We start from the raw sequence: 14,646 nt of genomic DNA on the forward strand, positions 1-14,646 counted from the left end.
GGATGCCATGCCGCTCGGGTTCAGTTTTTCTGCTGCACGGTTACAGCATCGGTTTACCGCCGGTCACACCGTAGCGCTGCCCGGTAATGTAGCTGGCTTCGTCGGAGGCCAGCAGCACGTAAATCGGCGCCACTTCCACTGGTTGGCCGGGACGGCCGAGCGGGGTGCTGCCGCCGAAGTTCTGCACTTCTTCGTCGGGCATGGTCGAGACGATCAGCGGCGTCCAGATCGGGCCGGGCGCGACGCTGTTGACGCGAATTTCCTTCGGCCCGAGCATCTGCGCCAGACCACCGGTGAAGTTGGCGATCGCGCCTTTGGTGGTGGCGTAGGCCAGCAGGGTCGGCTTGGGCATGTCCGAGTTGACCGAGCTGGTGTTGATGATCGATGAACCGGGCCCCATGTGCTTGATCGCCGCCTGGCAGATCCTGAACATGGCGGTGATGTTCACATCGAAGGTCATCACCCATTCGTCATCGGGAATGTCTTCGAAGTTTTCGTGGGTCATCTGGAATGCGGCGTTGTTGACCAGCACGTCGATGCGGCCAAAGCGCTCAACGGTCTTGTCGACCAGCGCCTGGCAATGCGCTTTTTCGGCGATATCACCCGGCAGCAGCAGGCACTGACGCCCGGCCTGTTCGACCCAGCGTGCGGTTTCCTTGGCGTCTTCGTGTTCATTGAGGTAAGCCACGGCAACGTCGGCGCCTTCACGGGCGAAAGCAATTGCGACGGCGCGGCCGATGCCGCTGTCGGCGCCGGTGATCAGCGCAATCTTGCCGGCGAGGCGGCCGGAACCGACGTAGCTTTGCTCGCCGCAGTCTGGGTACGGCTCCATTTTGCGCTGCGAGCCAGGCACCGGTTGGGCTTGTTTCGGGAAGGGTGGTTTTGGATAGTCAGTCATCGCAGGGTCTCCTGATTTCAAGGCCAGTGTTCCGGGTTGACCCGGTGGCTTTGCCTGGAGTTCGATCGGATTTGCGCTGGATTTTGGTTGGCTGTGCAAAACCAATGTGGGAGCGAGCCTGCTCGCGAAAGCGGTGTGTCAGAAACAGATATTTACCTGTCCGGCCGCATTCGTGAGCAAGCTCACTCCCACAGGGTTTTCCGTTGTACTGAGGTTCCCGACAACTCCACAAATCTCATGTGGGAGCGAGCCTGCTCGCGAAAGCGGTCCGTCAGACGATAAATATGTCGACTGACACTGCGCTTTCGCGAGCAGGCTCGCTTCCACAGGGGATCACTTACACAGGGAATCTCGGGGCAGGATCAGAGATTGCGGTTAGCCAAAGCCCGCTCCATCCGCGCAATCCCTTCTTCGAGCAACGCCCGCGGGCAGCCGAAATTCAAGCGTACGAACTGCTGATGAGCGTCGCCAAAATCCAGTCCCGCACTCAATCCGACCTTGCCCTGTTCGAGAAAGAACCGCTGCGGATCCGGCAGATCCAGCGCTGTGCAATCGAGCCATGCCAGATAGGTGCCCTGCGGCACATTGATGCTCACGCCCGGCAGGCGCGTGCGCACCGCGTTCACCAGCCAGTCGCGGTTGGCCTGCAGGTAGGTTTTCAGTTCGGCAAGCCACGGTGCGGCTTCGCTGTAGGCCACGCGCGTGGCTTCCATGCCCAGCGGATTGACGCTGTCGACCATGCCGCAGCGGGCGTGGTTGACGCGTTCGCGTAGGGCGGCGTCCTGAATGATCATGAACGAGGTCTTGAGGCCGGCGATGTTGTAGGCCTTGCTCGCCGACATCAGGGTGATGGTGCGTTTGGATATTTCCGGACTCAGCGACGCGGTAGGAATGTGCACGCGGCCGTCGAAGCACAGCTCGGCGTGGATTTCGTCGGAGATGATCCACGCGTCCTGCGCTGCGCAAATGTCCGCCACTGCCTGCAACTCATCGCGGTCGAAGACCTTGCCGAGCGGGTTGTGCGGGTTACTCAAGAGCAGGGCGCCGCCGCCGATCAGCGACTCGCGCAGTGCATCCAATGGCGTGGCGTAAGTGCCATCGGCCTGGGCGTTGAATTCCAGCTCGACCTTGTTCAGGCCCCAATGCCCCGCCGCATGGCGCAGCGGCGGGTAGTTCGGCACCTGCACGACGACATTCTGTTGCGCCTGCACCAAAGCCTTGAGGGCCATGTTGAAGCCCGACTCAACGCCCGGCAGGAAGATCAGCTCCTGCGGTTTGACCTGCCATGAATACTTGTTCCACAAGTCGGTGACGATGGCTTCACGCAAATTGTCCTGGGCCACGCTGTAACCGAGCAGCGGGTGCAGCAGGCGCTGTTGCAAGGCTTCGATGATGACCGGAGGCGCGGCGAAATCCATGTCAGCGACCCACATCGGCAACACATCGGCCGGGTAGCGGCTCCACTTGGTGCTGCCAGTGTGGTGGCGGTCGAACAGCTGATCAAAATCGAAAGTCATGCATGGTCTCGTGACGGCGGGTGGTTCGTGGGCGCCATGATAAACCCGTGCCCCAGGCGAGGCACATAAATCCTGACGGCAACCTCATAACCCTGTGGGAGCTGGCTTGCCAGCGATGGCGTCGGCACAGTCGGCATAAGTGTTGTTGACCCACCGCAATCGCTGGCAAGCCAGCTCCCACAGGGATTGGGGTGCAGGGCAAATTTTGCGCTCACACACCCGACGGTCGGTTTTCACACAGTCCGCAAGGTCTTTGTCTACAGTGAAAAAGTCAGCGCCGTCGCGCTGCAACCGTGATTGTCCAGATAAAGCCCGGCGCAAGTACCGGGTTCCACCTGATCAGGAGTGCACGATGGATCTCAGCCGTCGTCAGTTCTTCAAGGTCGCCGGTATCGGCCTTGCAGGCTCAAGCCTGGGCGCGTTGGGCATGGCCCCGACGGCGGCCTTCGCCGAGCAGGTGCGCCACTTCAAGCTCGCCCACACCCGTGAAACCCGCAATACCTGCCCGTATTGCTCGGTCGGTTGCGGCTTGATCATGTACAGCCAGGGCGATGCCGGCAAAAACGTGGCGCAAAACATCATTCACATCGAAGGCGACGCCGACCACCCGGTCAATCGCGGCACCCTGTGCCCGAAAGGCGCGGGCCTGCTCGACTTCATTCACAGCCCCGGCCGCTTGCAGTACCCGCAAGTGCGCAAGCCCGGCAGCAATGAATGGACACGCATCGGCTGGGACGAAGCCCTCGATCGCATCGCCGACCTGATGAAAGCCGACCGCGACGCCAACTTCATCGAGAAAAATGCCAACGGGCAAACGGTGAATCGCTGGCTGACCACGGGTTTCCTCGCGGCGTCGGCGGCATCCAACGAAGCCGGCTACATCACCCAGAAGGTGATTCGCAGCCTCGGCCTGCTGGGGTTCGATAACCAGGCGCGTGTCTGACACGGCCCGACGGTGGCAAGTCTTGCCCCGACGTACGGCCGTGGTGCCATGACCAATACCTGGACCGATATCGCCAACGCGAATCTGATCCTGGTAATGGGCGGCAACGCAGCAGAAGCGCATCCGTGCGGCTTCAAATGGGTGACCGAGGCCAAGGCGCACAATGCTGCGCGGCTGATCGTGGTCGATCCGCGTTTTACCCGGACCGCTTCGGTGGCCGACTATTACGCGCCGATCCGTACCGGCACCGACATCGCCTTCATGGGCGGGCTGATCAATTACCTGCTGACCGAGGACAAGATCCAGCACGAATACGTGCGCAATTACACCGACGTGTCGTTCATCGTCAAAGCCGGCTATGGCTTCGAAGACGGCCTGTTCAGCGGCTATGACGCGGAGAAACGTAGCTACACGGACAAGTCCGGCTGGGGTTACGAATTCGCCGAGGACGGTTTCGTCCGCGTCGATCCGACCCTGCAAGATCCGCGCTGCGTCTATCAACTGATGAAGCAGCATTACAGCCGCTACAACATCGAACTGGCCAGCCAGATCTGCGGCATGCCGGTCGACGCCATGCAGAAGATCTGGGAAGAGATCGCCACTTGCTCGACACCGGGCAAGACCATGACGATTCTCTACGCGCTCGGCTGGACGCAGCACTCGATCGGCGCGCAAATCATCCGCAGCGCGGCGATGGTGCAGTTGCTGCTGGGCAACGTCGGCATGCCCGGCGGCGGGGTCAATGCCTTGCGCGGGCACTCGAACATTCAGGGCCTGACCGACCTTGGCCTGCTGTCCAATGCCTTGCCCGGCTACCTCACACTGGCCAGCGACAGCGAGCAGGATTACGGTCAGTTCATCTTCAAACGCACGCAGGTGCCGCTCAGACCGGGGCAGCTCTCGTACTGGCAGAACTACAGCAAATTCCACGTCAGCCTGATGAAGTCCTGGTACGGCGCCAACGCCACCGCCGAGAACAACTGGCTGTTCGACCATTTGCCCAAGCTCGACATCCCCAACTACGACGTGCTGAAAATGTTCGACCTGATGAGCCAGGGCAAGGTCAACGGCTACTTCTGCCAGGGCTTCAATCCGATCGCGGCGTTGCCGGACAAGAACCGCGTGATGGGCGCCTTGGCCAAGCTCAAGTGGCTGGTGGTGATGGACCCGCTGGCCACGGAAACCTCGGAGTTCTGGCAGAACGTGGGGCCATACAACGACGTGAAAACCGAGGAAATCCAGACCGAAGTCATTCGCCTGCCGACTACCTGTTTTGCCGAAGAGGACGGCTCGCTGGTCAACAGCAGCCGCTGGCTGCAATGGCACTGGAAAGGCGCCGACGGCCCGGGCGAAGCGCAGACCGACATTCGCATCATGAGCGAACTGTTCCTGCGCCTGCGCCAGCGTTATCAGCGCGAGGGCGGCAAGTTTCCTGATCCGCTGCTGAAACTGTCGTGGCCGTACAAGATCCCCGACGAGCCTTCGCCGGAAGAACTGGCGCGGGAGATCAACGGCACCGCTGTCAGCGATTTCACCGATGCCAGCGGCGTCACGGTCAAGGCCGGTACGCAACTGGCCGGCTTCGGCTTGCTCAAGGATGACGGCAGCACTGCGTCCGGTTGCTGGATTTTCGCCGGTAGCTGGACCGAGGCCGGCAACCAGATGGCCCGCCGCGACAACGCCGACCCATTTGGCATGCACCAGCATCAAGGCTGGGCGTGGGCATGGCCGGCCAATCGGCGGATTCTTTACAACCGCGCCTCGTCGGACCCGGCGGGCAAACCGTGGGACCCGAAAAAGCGTCTGGTGTGGTGGAACGGCAAGGCCTGGACCGGCACCGATGTGCCGGACTACAAAGCCGACGTGCCGCCGGAAGCCGGGATGAATCCGTTCATCATGAACCCCGAGGGCGTGGCGCGGTTCTTCGCCGTCGACAAGATGAACGAAGGGCCATTCCCCGAGCACTACGAGCCGTTCGAAACGCCGATCGGCATCAATCCGCTGCACCCGCAGAACAAGAAGGCCACCAGCAACCCGGCGGCGCGGATCTTTGATTCGGTTTGGGAAACCCTCGGCGAAGCCAAGGACTTCCCGTACGCCGGCACCAGTTACCGGCTCACCGAGCATTTCCACTTCTGGAGCAAGCACTGCAAGTTGAACGCGATTGCCCAGCCCGAGCAGTTCGTCGAAATCGGCGAGGTGCTGGCGAACGAGAAGGGCATCGCTGCCGGTGATCGCGTGCGGGTTAGCTGCAAGCGTGGCTTTATCGAAGCGGTGGCGGTGGTGACCAAACGGATCCGGCCGCTGCAGGTCAACGGCCAGGTCGTGCATCAGATCGGCATTCCGCTGCACTGGGGTTTTACCGGCCTGACGCGTCACGGTTACCTGACCAACACCCTGGTGCCGTTCCTCGGCGATGGCAACACACAGACCCCGGAATCCAAGTCATTCCTAGTCAACGTGGAGAAACTGTAAATGGCCAGCCAAGACATCATTGCCCGCTCGGCCACCACCACCGTGCCGCCGTCGGTGAGAACCCAGCAGGGCGTTGCCAAGCTGATCGACACGACCAAATGCATCGGCTGCAAGGCCTGCCAGGTCGCCTGCTCGGAATGGAACGAGCTGCGCGACGAGGTCGGCCACAACCACGGCACCTACGACAATCCGCAGGATCTGACGGCGGATTCGTGGACGCTGATGCGCTTCACCGAGCACGAAACCGACGCCGGCAACCTCGAATGGCTGATCCGCAAGGACGGCTGCATGCATTGCGCCGAGCCCGGTTGTCTGGCCGCGTGCCCAAGCCCCGGCGCGATCATTCAGCACGCCAACGGGATCGTCGATTTCGATCAGGACCACTGCATCGGTTGCGGCTATTGCATCACCGGTTGCCCGTTCAACATTCCGCGTATTTCGCAAAAGGACCACAAGGCCTACAAGTGCACGCTGTGTTCCGATCGCGTAGCGGTAGGGCTGGAGCCGGCCTGCGTGAAAACCTGCCCGACCGGGGCCATCGTCTTCGGCACCAAGGAAGACATGAAAGAACACGCCGCCGAACGCATCGTCGACCTGAAAAGCCGTGGCTTTGAAAACGCTGGTTTGTACGACCCGGCCGGGGTCGGCGGCACCCACGTGATGTACGTGCTGCACCACGCCGACACGCCAAAAATCTACGCCGGACTGCCGGATCACCCGGCGATCAGTCCGCTGGTGGACTTGTGGAAAGGCATCAGCAAACCTCTCGGCCTGCTGGCCATGGGCGCGGCGGTGCTGGCCGGGTTCTTCCACTACGTGCGCATCGGCCCGAATCGTGTCGAGGAGGATGACCATCCGACGCCACCCGACACCTCGGTACACGTCGTCGACCCGGCGGTGCACACCTTTGATCCACGCGGGGAGGAGCGGCCATGAGCAACAAGACGATCCTGCGTTACAGCGCCAACCAGCGGACCAATCACTGGCTGGTGGCGATCCTGTTCTTCATGGCCGGATTGTCCGGGCTGGCGTTGTTTCATCCGTCGCTGTTCTGGCTGAGTAATCTGTTCGGCGGCGGCACCTGGACGCGCATCCTGCACCCGTACATGGGCATCGCGATGTTCGTGCTGTTCCTCGGCCTGGTGTTCAGCTTCTGGCGCACCAATTTCTTCATCGCCAATGATCGCCAGTGGCTGCGGCGGATCAATCGGGTGATGGTCAACGACGAAGAAAGCGTGCCGCCGGTGGGCAAATACAACGCCGGGCAAAAGCTGCTGTTCTGGACTTTACTGCTGTGCATGCTCGGGTTGCTGTTCACCGGGCTGGTGATCTGGCGCGCGTGGTTCAGCGTGTATTTCGGCATCAGTGTGATCCGCTGGGCCATGCTGTTGCATGCGCTGGCCGGGTTCGTGCTGGTGCTGAGCATCATCGTGCACATCTACGCCGGTTTGTGGATCAAGGGTTCGGTCGACGCCATGCTACATGGCTGGGTCAGCCGCCCGTGGGCGAGAAAACACCATGAACTGTGGTACCGCGAGGTGACCCGCGACGAACAGCCTCGGGACGTGCCCGAGCGACCGCTGACGAAAAAGGGCTGACTTTTGCCAAGCATTCTTGAACCTGGGGAAATCGAGGCGGCGGCCAGTTCGCCGCCGTTTCTGTATCTGCCGCCACGTAACCTGTTTGTCCTGCGTGCCGAGCGCCTTGAGCGTCTCGCCGAGGGCAATGGGCTGGCGGATTATCTGCGGCTGATGGCCGGATTGTGTCGGGCGCAGCAGCAGGTTTTCGATGATCCGCCGCTGACCGCGCCGTTTGATGCGCAGCGTTTCGAGGCCTGTCAGCAGCATGGTCTGCCGCCGTTCGCGGCAGACACGTTGGTGCGCGAGGATGCTTGGCAGCCGTGGCTCGACACTTTGCTGCAGCGCTATGCGCCAGCGAATCAGCCTGCGGTGATCGACGCGCTGGATACTTTGCGCGGCGCCAGTGCCGGCCAGTTGCGCGCGTGGGCGGTGGCGCTGGTCAGTGGGCAATATTCGCTGGTGCCGGCGGCGCTGGTGCCGTTTCTCGGCGCGGCGCTGCAAGCCGCTTGGAGCCACTGGCTGCTCAGCGTGCCAAATCTGCAACTCAAGCCTGGCGATAGCCTCAGCCAATGCCCGGCCTGTGGTTCGCCGGCCATGGCCGGGGTGATTCGCCATCGCGGCAAGCACAACGGTTTGCGCTATCTGGTGTGTTCGCTGTGCGCCTGCGAATGGCATGTGGTGCGGGTCAAGTGCGTGTATTGCGAGCAGAGCAAGGGCCTTGAATATCTGAGCCAGGAAGACGACCGGCACAGCGCCGAACAGGCGCCGCTGCGCGCCGAAGTCTGCCCGAGCTGCAACAGCTACCTGAAATTGCTCTACCTGGAGAACGACGCCGAAGCCGAGGCGTTGTCGGCAGATCTCGGCAGTTTGCTGCTGGACATGCGTCTGGCTCAGGATGGTTATCAGCGTCAGGCCCCGAATCTGCTGCTGGCGCCGGGCGACGAATGACGAGTGGAGAAACTGGGGGAGGGAGCTTGCTCCCGAAGGGGCCGTTCCAGCCCCCTAATTTTGACTGACTTACCGCCTTCGCGAGCAAGCTCGCTCCCACAGGTTTATGTGCCGAATCACAAAGCCCGGTCAGCCCCGAATTTCCCTGTAGGAGCGAGCTTGCTCGCGAATGGGGCGTTTCAGGCACATCATTTTCGACTGACTGACCGCATTCGCCAGCAAGCCCGCTCCCGCAGTTTGTCTACACTGCTGAAACCCGTGTGGGAGGGGGCTTGCTCCCGAAGGCTCCTTTCCAGTCAAAACAGGAGTGGCTGATGTCTTCCAGCGTTGCCCTGCGGTTGCCGTCCATTGATGGCTTGTTGCGTCACCCCGCGTGCGCGCCGTTGGCCGAGCGTTACGGCCGGGATTGTTTGCTGACGGGCCTGCGTCAGTTGCTCGATGAGTTGCGTCCCGGTGTGTTGAGCGGGCAACTGTCCGCCGTTGAAATCGGCGCCGAAGTGCTTGCCGGGCGCGTCGGCGAACGCTTGGCGCAACAGCAGCGCAGTCAGGTGCGGCGGGTATTCAACCTGACCGGCACGGTGCTGCACACCAATCTTGGTCGCGCCTTGCTGCCCGAGGAAGCCATCGAAGCAGTGCAAATGGCCGCACGCTATCCGCTCAATCTCGAATTCGATCTGGCCGCTGGCAAGCGCGGTGATCGCGATGATTTGATCGAAGGCCTGATCCGCGAATTGACCGGCGCCGAAGCGGTGACCGTGGTCAACAACAATGCCGCTGCCGTGTTGCTCACCCTCAACAGCCTCGGCGCCCGCAAGGAAGGCATCATTTCGCGCGGTGAACTGATCGAAATCGGCGGCGCCTTCCGCATCCCCGACATCATGGCCCGCGCCGGCGTGCGCCTGCACGAAGTCGGCACCACCAACCGCACCCATGCCCGTGATTACCAAGCGGCGATTGGCCCGCGCAGCGGCTTGATCATGCGCGTACACGCCAGCAACTACAGCATCGAAGGTTTTACCGCGCGAGTGCCGACCGCTGAGCTTGCCGAGTTGGCGCACACCCATGGTTTACCGTTGCTGGAGGATCTGGGCAGCGGCAGTCTGCTTGACCTGACGCGCTGGGGTTTGCCGGCGGAACCGACGGTGCGTCAGGCCTTGCTCGATGGCGCCGACATCGTCACCTTCAGCGGCGACAAATTGCTCGGTGGGCCGCAGGCCGGGTTGATCGTTGGGCGCAAAGAGCTGATCGCGAAGATCAAGAAGAATCCACTGAAGCGCGCACTGCGGGTCGACAAGTTGACCCTGGCCGCGCTGGAAGCGGTGCTCGGTTTGTACCGCGATCCGGATCGCCTCGCCGAGCGTCTGCCGAGCCTGCGCCTGCTGACCCGTCCGCACGCCGAGATTCATGCTCAGGCCGTGCGTTTGCAACCGTTGCTCGCCGATGTGTTGGGCGAGGCCTGGCTGGTCAGCGCGGTCAAGGCGTTGGGCATGATCGGCAGCGGCAGCCAACCGGTGGCGCGTCTGCCGAGCGCGGCGCTGTGTTGTCGCCCGCAAGTGTCCAAACGCTGGCGCGGGCGTTATCTGCTCAATCTCGAAGCGGCGCTGCGCGGTTTGCCGATCCCGGTACTCGGGCGGATCGACGACGATGCGCTGTGGCTGGATCTGCGCCAGCTCGACGATGAACCGGCGTGGCTGGCGCAGCTGGCGCAATTGCAGGTCGACCTGTGATCGTCGGCACGGCAGGACATATCGATCACGGCAAGACCACGCTGTTGCAGGCGCTGACCGGACAAACCGGCGACCGCCGCCCGCAGGAGCGCGAACGCGGCATGACCATCGACCTCGGTTACCTTTATGCCGAACTCGAAGCGGGCGCCGGGCTGACTGGCTTCATCGATGTGCCTGGCCACGAAAAATTCACCCACAACATGCTCGCCGGCGCGCAGGGTATCGATCTGGTGTTGCTGGTGGTCGCGGCCGACGACGGCGTGATGCCGCAGACCCGCGAGCATCTGGCAATCGTCGAACTGCTCGGCATTCCCCGCGCCCTGGTGGCGATCACCAAGTGCGATCGCACCGGAACGGGCAGGGTGGAAGAGGTGCAGCGCCAAGTGCTCGATCTGCTGGCGCCGGGGCCGTTTGCCGAGGCGCCGATCTTCACCGTGTCGAGCGTGAGCGGGCAGGGCGTCGATGCGTTGCGCGCGGCGTTATTGCAGGCACAGCGCGAAGTGCAGGCACGCAGTTGCGAAGGCGGATTTCGTCTGGCGATTGACCGTGCATTCAGCGTCGCGGGTGCGGGGATTGTGGTCACCGGCACGGCGTTGTCGGGCACGGTTGCAGTGGGCGAGAAACTGGTTCTGACGCCTGCGGGCAAATCGGTGCGCATTCGTGGCCTGCACGCGCAGAATCAGGCCGCCGAGCAGGCCTTTGCTGGCCAGCGCGTGGCGCTGAACCTCAGCGGCGAGCGCCTGGAACTGGCGCAGATCCACCGTGGCCAATGGTTGCTGGCGGACTGGCTGCATGCGCCGACCCAGCGCATCGACATCGAGTTTCAGCTGTTGCCCGGCGAGCGTACTTTTGAACATTTTCACCCGGTACATCTGCATCTCGGCACCCAGGACGTCATCGCCCGCGTCGCCTTGTTGCAAGGCCCGCGCCTGAGCTCAGGCGAACGCATGTTCGCGCAGCTGCTGATCAACGCACCGGTGCACGCGGTAAAAGGCGATCGGCTGATCCTGCGCGATTCCAGCGCCCAGCGCACCCTTGGCGGCGGCATCGTCCTCGACCCGTTCGCCCCGGCCCGCCAACGCCGCAGCCCCGAACGTCTGGCGCAACTGCAAACCCTCGCCCTTAGTGTCAACCTCGAACAAGCCCTGCCAGCGTTGCTCAACAACAGCCCCGGCGGCTTCGACCCACAACGCCTGGAACGCCAGTTCAACCGCCCGCGCGCGCAGTGGACGCTGGCGGAAAACATCCGCCTGATCGACACCCGTCAAGGCCCGCTGCTGTTCAACGTCCAGCGCTGGGGCCAGCTGAAATTCACCTTGCTCGAACAACTGGCGCGATTCCACGAACAGGAACCCGACCAGATGGGCCCGGACCGCGATCGCCTGCGCCGCTTCAGCGCGCTGGCCCTGGAACGTTCGACGTTCATCAGCCTGCTCGACGAATTGCTCAACGCCGGCTCAATCCTCACCAGCGGGCCCTGGTTGCACCTGCCTGATCACCAAGTGCGCCTGAACGCCGACGACGAAAACCTCTGGCAGCAATTACAGCCGTTGTTCGAACAGGCCGGTTTCGACCCGCCATGGGTGCGCGACGCCGCGAAAGTGCTCGGCGAAGAAGACGCCAGCGTCCGCTTGCTGCTACGCAAACTCTCACGCCTTGGCCTGATGCACCAGGTGGTGCGCGACCTGTTCATCAGCGACATCGTCCTGCGGCAAATGGCGGCGCTGCTGCTGAAACTCGCCGAAGAAAATCCAGCGATCGAAGTGACAACTTTCCGCGATGCGCTAGGCTTGGGACGCAAACGGTGTATTCAGTATCTGGAATATTTCGACCGACTCGGCCTGACCCGACGCCTCGGCGAATCCCGCCAGATTCGCCCCGACAACGCACTGGCTAACGCCTGCGCACCCTGAGTTCAGGAAGACAATCGCGCCCGGTGGCGCGGCCGGGCTTCAAACCCGGTTGGGGACGGCATCCGTTCCCGGGCAGGTTCGACTCCGGCTGTCTTCCGCCAGTTTTTCATAGCCATCCGCAATCCACTGCAGGAGCGAGCTTGCTCGCGAAAGCATTGTGTCAGTGACGGGGAAGTCGACTGACAGTCAGCCTTCGCGAGCAAGCCCGCTCCCACAGGGACCTTCAGGTGTTGCAGGATTTGTGTCCGACATGGATCAAATGTGGGAGCGGGCTTGCCCGCGAAAAAATTGGGTCAGTGACGGGGAGGTCGACTGACACTCAGCCTTCGCGAGCAAGCTCGCTCCCACAGGGATCTTGCAGAGGTCGCAGAACTTGTATCCGACCAAGATCAAATGTGGGAGCGAGCTTGCTCGCGAAGAGGCCGGCACGGACACCGGATAATTCAGCCGGCTCGCATTATCCCGGCAGCTCCAGATTATCCAGCACCCGATTCACCGCCAGTTCCCCGAGCATGATCAGTTGCGCAATCCCCATCAACGTTCGGCGCTGCGATGGCTTGACCAGTCCGGCGAATTCCTGGGCGATGGTTTTGTCCGAGGCGAGGGTTTCGCAGGCGTTGGCCAGCAGGTCTTCGTTTTTGGTGTCGGCAGTGACGGCGTACATGGCGCGGGGGCTGTAGGGTGGCGGGGTGGAGCCGGGCGTGCAGAGGTAATGGTCGAGGGCGCGGTCGGCGGCTTGGTGAAGTTTTTTCGAATCGAGGGATTCGTAGGGGGAGGTGGGGTCGGATTCGGGTGGGTTGGGTGTTGGTTTGATCATGGTGAGACTCCGTGGTTGATTTAGCCGCCACGGCTCATCGCTAAACAAGTAAAGGTGGCGGCTGTACGCAGGTTAGCGATCCGGGTCACAGAAACCCCGGGTAGACCCGAAGGTCTCCCACGCACAGCCACCATGACATCAAGTGCAGATCGAAAAATGCAATTGAGACTGGGCATTGGTGCGTCTGTAATGAGTCGGATCGCTAAACCCGATCGCTGATTCGTCAGCGACCGCACCACAATAGAACCCGTCCCCAAGGCGCACAAGCCGGCGGATTCTGGCTTGGCTGTAGGCAACGGCGCAAGGATTTGTAGCCTTGAGACCGTATCCGCAGGTGTCTTTTAAACAGCTTCGTTTAAATCGAAGAATTGCGTCGAACCCGATGGCCTCTTCGCGAGCAGGCTCGCTCCCACAGTTGGAATCCTGTTGTCAGCAAGAGCTGAGTGGGTGGTTCAGAAACCCAGCGGGTACTGAACGACCACGTAAATCCGGTCAATGTCATCTCCCGCCTGGGCTTCATTGGCGCGGTGGCTGACGTGCGACAGCTGCACCGACAAGTCCTTCGCGGCGCCGGACTGGACGATGTATTTCAAGTCGATGTCGCGTTCCCAGTGTTTGCCGTCATCACCCTGTTGCGGCTGATAGTCGCCACTGTCGGCATCGAACGGGTTGTAGACGCCGCCTCGGGGCGCGTGGCTGCCATCGATGTGGCTGCCGCTGACGTAGCGGGTCATGAAGTTCAGGCCGGGGACGCCCAGGGCGCCGAAGTCGAAATCGTAGCGGGCTTGCCAGGAGCGTTCGTTGGCGCCGTTGAAGTCGGCGTATTTGATCGAGTTGGCGAGGTAGATCGAGTCGCCACCAACGAAATCGAACGGCGTGTCGCCATTGATCCGTTGCCAGCCGAGCATCACCGCGTGGGGGCCGAAGCTGTACTTGCCGGAGAGGCTGAACGCGGTGTTGTCGATCTCGCCAGCCAACGCGCGGCCGGTATCGCGGGTGTGGTAGAGGTTGGCGTCGAGCAACACACCTGATTGTTTGAAATGCAGGTTGCCGTAGTACTGATGCCAGGTGTCGCTCAGTTCCGAGGCATACAACGCGCCGCCGACCGGGCTGCTGCTGAACAGGTCGGCGCCGACGAAGCTGATGCCGCCCGCTTCGGTGTTGGCGCCGTAACCGTAGAAGTCGCCTTGGCCGGAAGAGCTGTCCTGATTCTTGAACGCAGTGAAATGGCCGGCGACCAGATTGACGTTATTGAACTCGGCGCTGTTGAGCAGAAAGCCTGTGGCGTATTCCGGTTGCAGGCGTTTGTCGGACGTGTCGAAGACCGGGGTTTCCACGGTCATTTCGCCGAAGGCCAGGGTAGTGCGCGAGACTTTCAGCTTGACTGCACCGCCAGCGCTGGAGTAGTCATGTTCGCTGCGACCATCGCTGTCGACCGGCAGCAGACCGGTGCCGGAGTGACCCTTGCCGCCGTCGAGTTTCAGGCCGGCGAAGGCGTGGGCGTCGATGCCGAAACCGACGGCTCCATCGGTGAAACCTGATGAGAAGTTACCTATAACTCCTTGAGCCCACTCCTGTTTGTAGTTTTTACCGGAGGGTGTTAGCGAGCGGTAATCGTTGCTCAGGTAAAAGTTGCGCAGCAGTACATCGCTTTTCGCATCGGCGAAAAAACCATCGGCGCAGGCGCTAGCGCTGAGGCTGCAGAACAGTGCAAGCAGGGTGAAGCGCGAGGGGGCGCAGTTGATCATGGTCAGGGCCGGCGGCAATTGGGATGGCGCTGATGATCGACTGTGCCGAGCCAAGAGGATTGGGTCGATGTGCTCAGTTG

At 62.0% G+C, this 14,646-nt stretch carries 10 protein-coding genes and 1 tRNA gene; 7 read left to right on the plus strand and 4 right to left on the minus strand.

The window, feature by feature from the left end; all coding sequences use genetic code 11:
* Positions 1–40 precede the first annotated feature (40 nt).
* Together ACMYUN_RS00485 and ACMYUN_RS00490 are read right to left on the minus strand one after the other, a co-directional pair.
* On the minus strand, positions 41–898 hold the full coding sequence (locus ACMYUN_RS00485) for a glucose 1-dehydrogenase (protein ID WP_133336178.1): 858 nt from the start codon (positions 896–898) through the stop codon (positions 41–43).
* A 362-nt stretch (positions 899–1,260) separates the two neighbouring features.
* A complete protein-coding gene (locus ACMYUN_RS00490) occupies positions 1,261–2,415 on the minus strand; it encodes a MalY/PatB family protein (protein ID WP_415762405.1) in 1,155 nt (384 codons plus the stop codon).
* 352 nt (positions 2,416–2,767) lie between these two features.
* Between ACMYUN_RS00490 and fdnG the strand changes: the two genes are divergently transcribed.
* From fdnG to ACMYUN_RS00525, 7 genes are all read left to right on the plus strand, one after another.
* Entirely contained in the window at positions 2,768–5,833 is a 3,066-nt protein-coding gene (fdnG, locus tag ACMYUN_RS00495; protein WP_415762407.1) for a formate dehydrogenase-N subunit alpha, read from the plus strand.
* Positions 5,834–6,769 carry a formate dehydrogenase subunit beta gene (gene fdxH / locus ACMYUN_RS00500; RefSeq protein ID WP_129999369.1) on the plus strand — a complete coding sequence of 312 codons (936 nt, stop codon included), beginning with the start codon at positions 5,834–5,836 and terminating at the stop codon, positions 6,767–6,769. It abuts the gene before it with no gap.
* A complete protein-coding gene (locus tag ACMYUN_RS00505; protein WP_129999368.1) occupies positions 6,766–7,431 on the plus strand; it encodes a formate dehydrogenase subunit gamma in 666 nt (221 codons plus the stop codon). Before fdxH ends, ACMYUN_RS00505 begins: the two co-directional genes overlap by 4 nt.
* 3 nt (positions 7,432–7,434) lie before the next feature.
* Positions 7,435–8,361 carry a formate dehydrogenase accessory protein FdhE gene (gene fdhE, locus ACMYUN_RS00510; protein ID WP_415762408.1) on the plus strand — a complete coding sequence of 309 codons (927 nt, stop codon included), beginning with the start codon at positions 7,435–7,437 and terminating at the stop codon, positions 8,359–8,361.
* A 314-nt stretch (positions 8,362–8,675) separates the two neighbouring features.
* A complete protein-coding gene (selA, locus tag ACMYUN_RS00515) occupies positions 8,676–10,088 on the plus strand; it encodes an L-seryl-tRNA(Sec) selenium transferase (RefSeq protein WP_415762409.1) in 1,413 nt (470 codons plus the stop codon).
* Positions 10,085–12,001, plus strand: coding sequence for a selenocysteine-specific translation elongation factor (gene selB, locus ACMYUN_RS00520; RefSeq protein WP_415764012.1), 1,917 nt, complete (start codon positions 10,085–10,087; stop codon positions 11,999–12,001). Before selA ends, selB begins: the two co-directional genes overlap by 4 nt.
* Positions 12,002–12,006: 5 nt before the next feature.
* Positions 12,007–12,102: transfer RNA gene (locus ACMYUN_RS00525), tRNA-Sec, on the plus strand.
* A 356-nt stretch (positions 12,103–12,458) separates the two neighbouring features.
* On the opposite strand, the gene ACMYUN_RS00530 is transcribed toward ACMYUN_RS00525, so the two are convergent.
* Both ACMYUN_RS00530 and ACMYUN_RS00535 read right to left on the minus strand, forming a co-directional pair.
* Positions 12,459–12,818, minus strand: coding sequence for a DUF6124 family protein (locus tag ACMYUN_RS00530; protein WP_415762410.1), 360 nt, complete (start codon positions 12,816–12,818; stop codon positions 12,459–12,461).
* Positions 12,819–13,270: 452 nt separating this feature from the next.
* Positions 13,271–14,566 (minus strand): OprD family porin, encoded by a 1,296-nt coding sequence (locus tag ACMYUN_RS00535; RefSeq protein WP_415762411.1) that lies wholly within the window; start codon positions 14,564–14,566, stop codon positions 13,271–13,273.
* Positions 14,567–14,646 lie beyond the last annotated feature (80 nt).

This window comes from Pseudomonas sp. CP4, from assembly GCF_047758505.1.
In the GTDB taxonomy this organism is placed as follows: Bacteria; Pseudomonadota; Gammaproteobacteria; order Pseudomonadales; family Pseudomonadaceae; genus Aquipseudomonas; species Aquipseudomonas fluorescens_AO.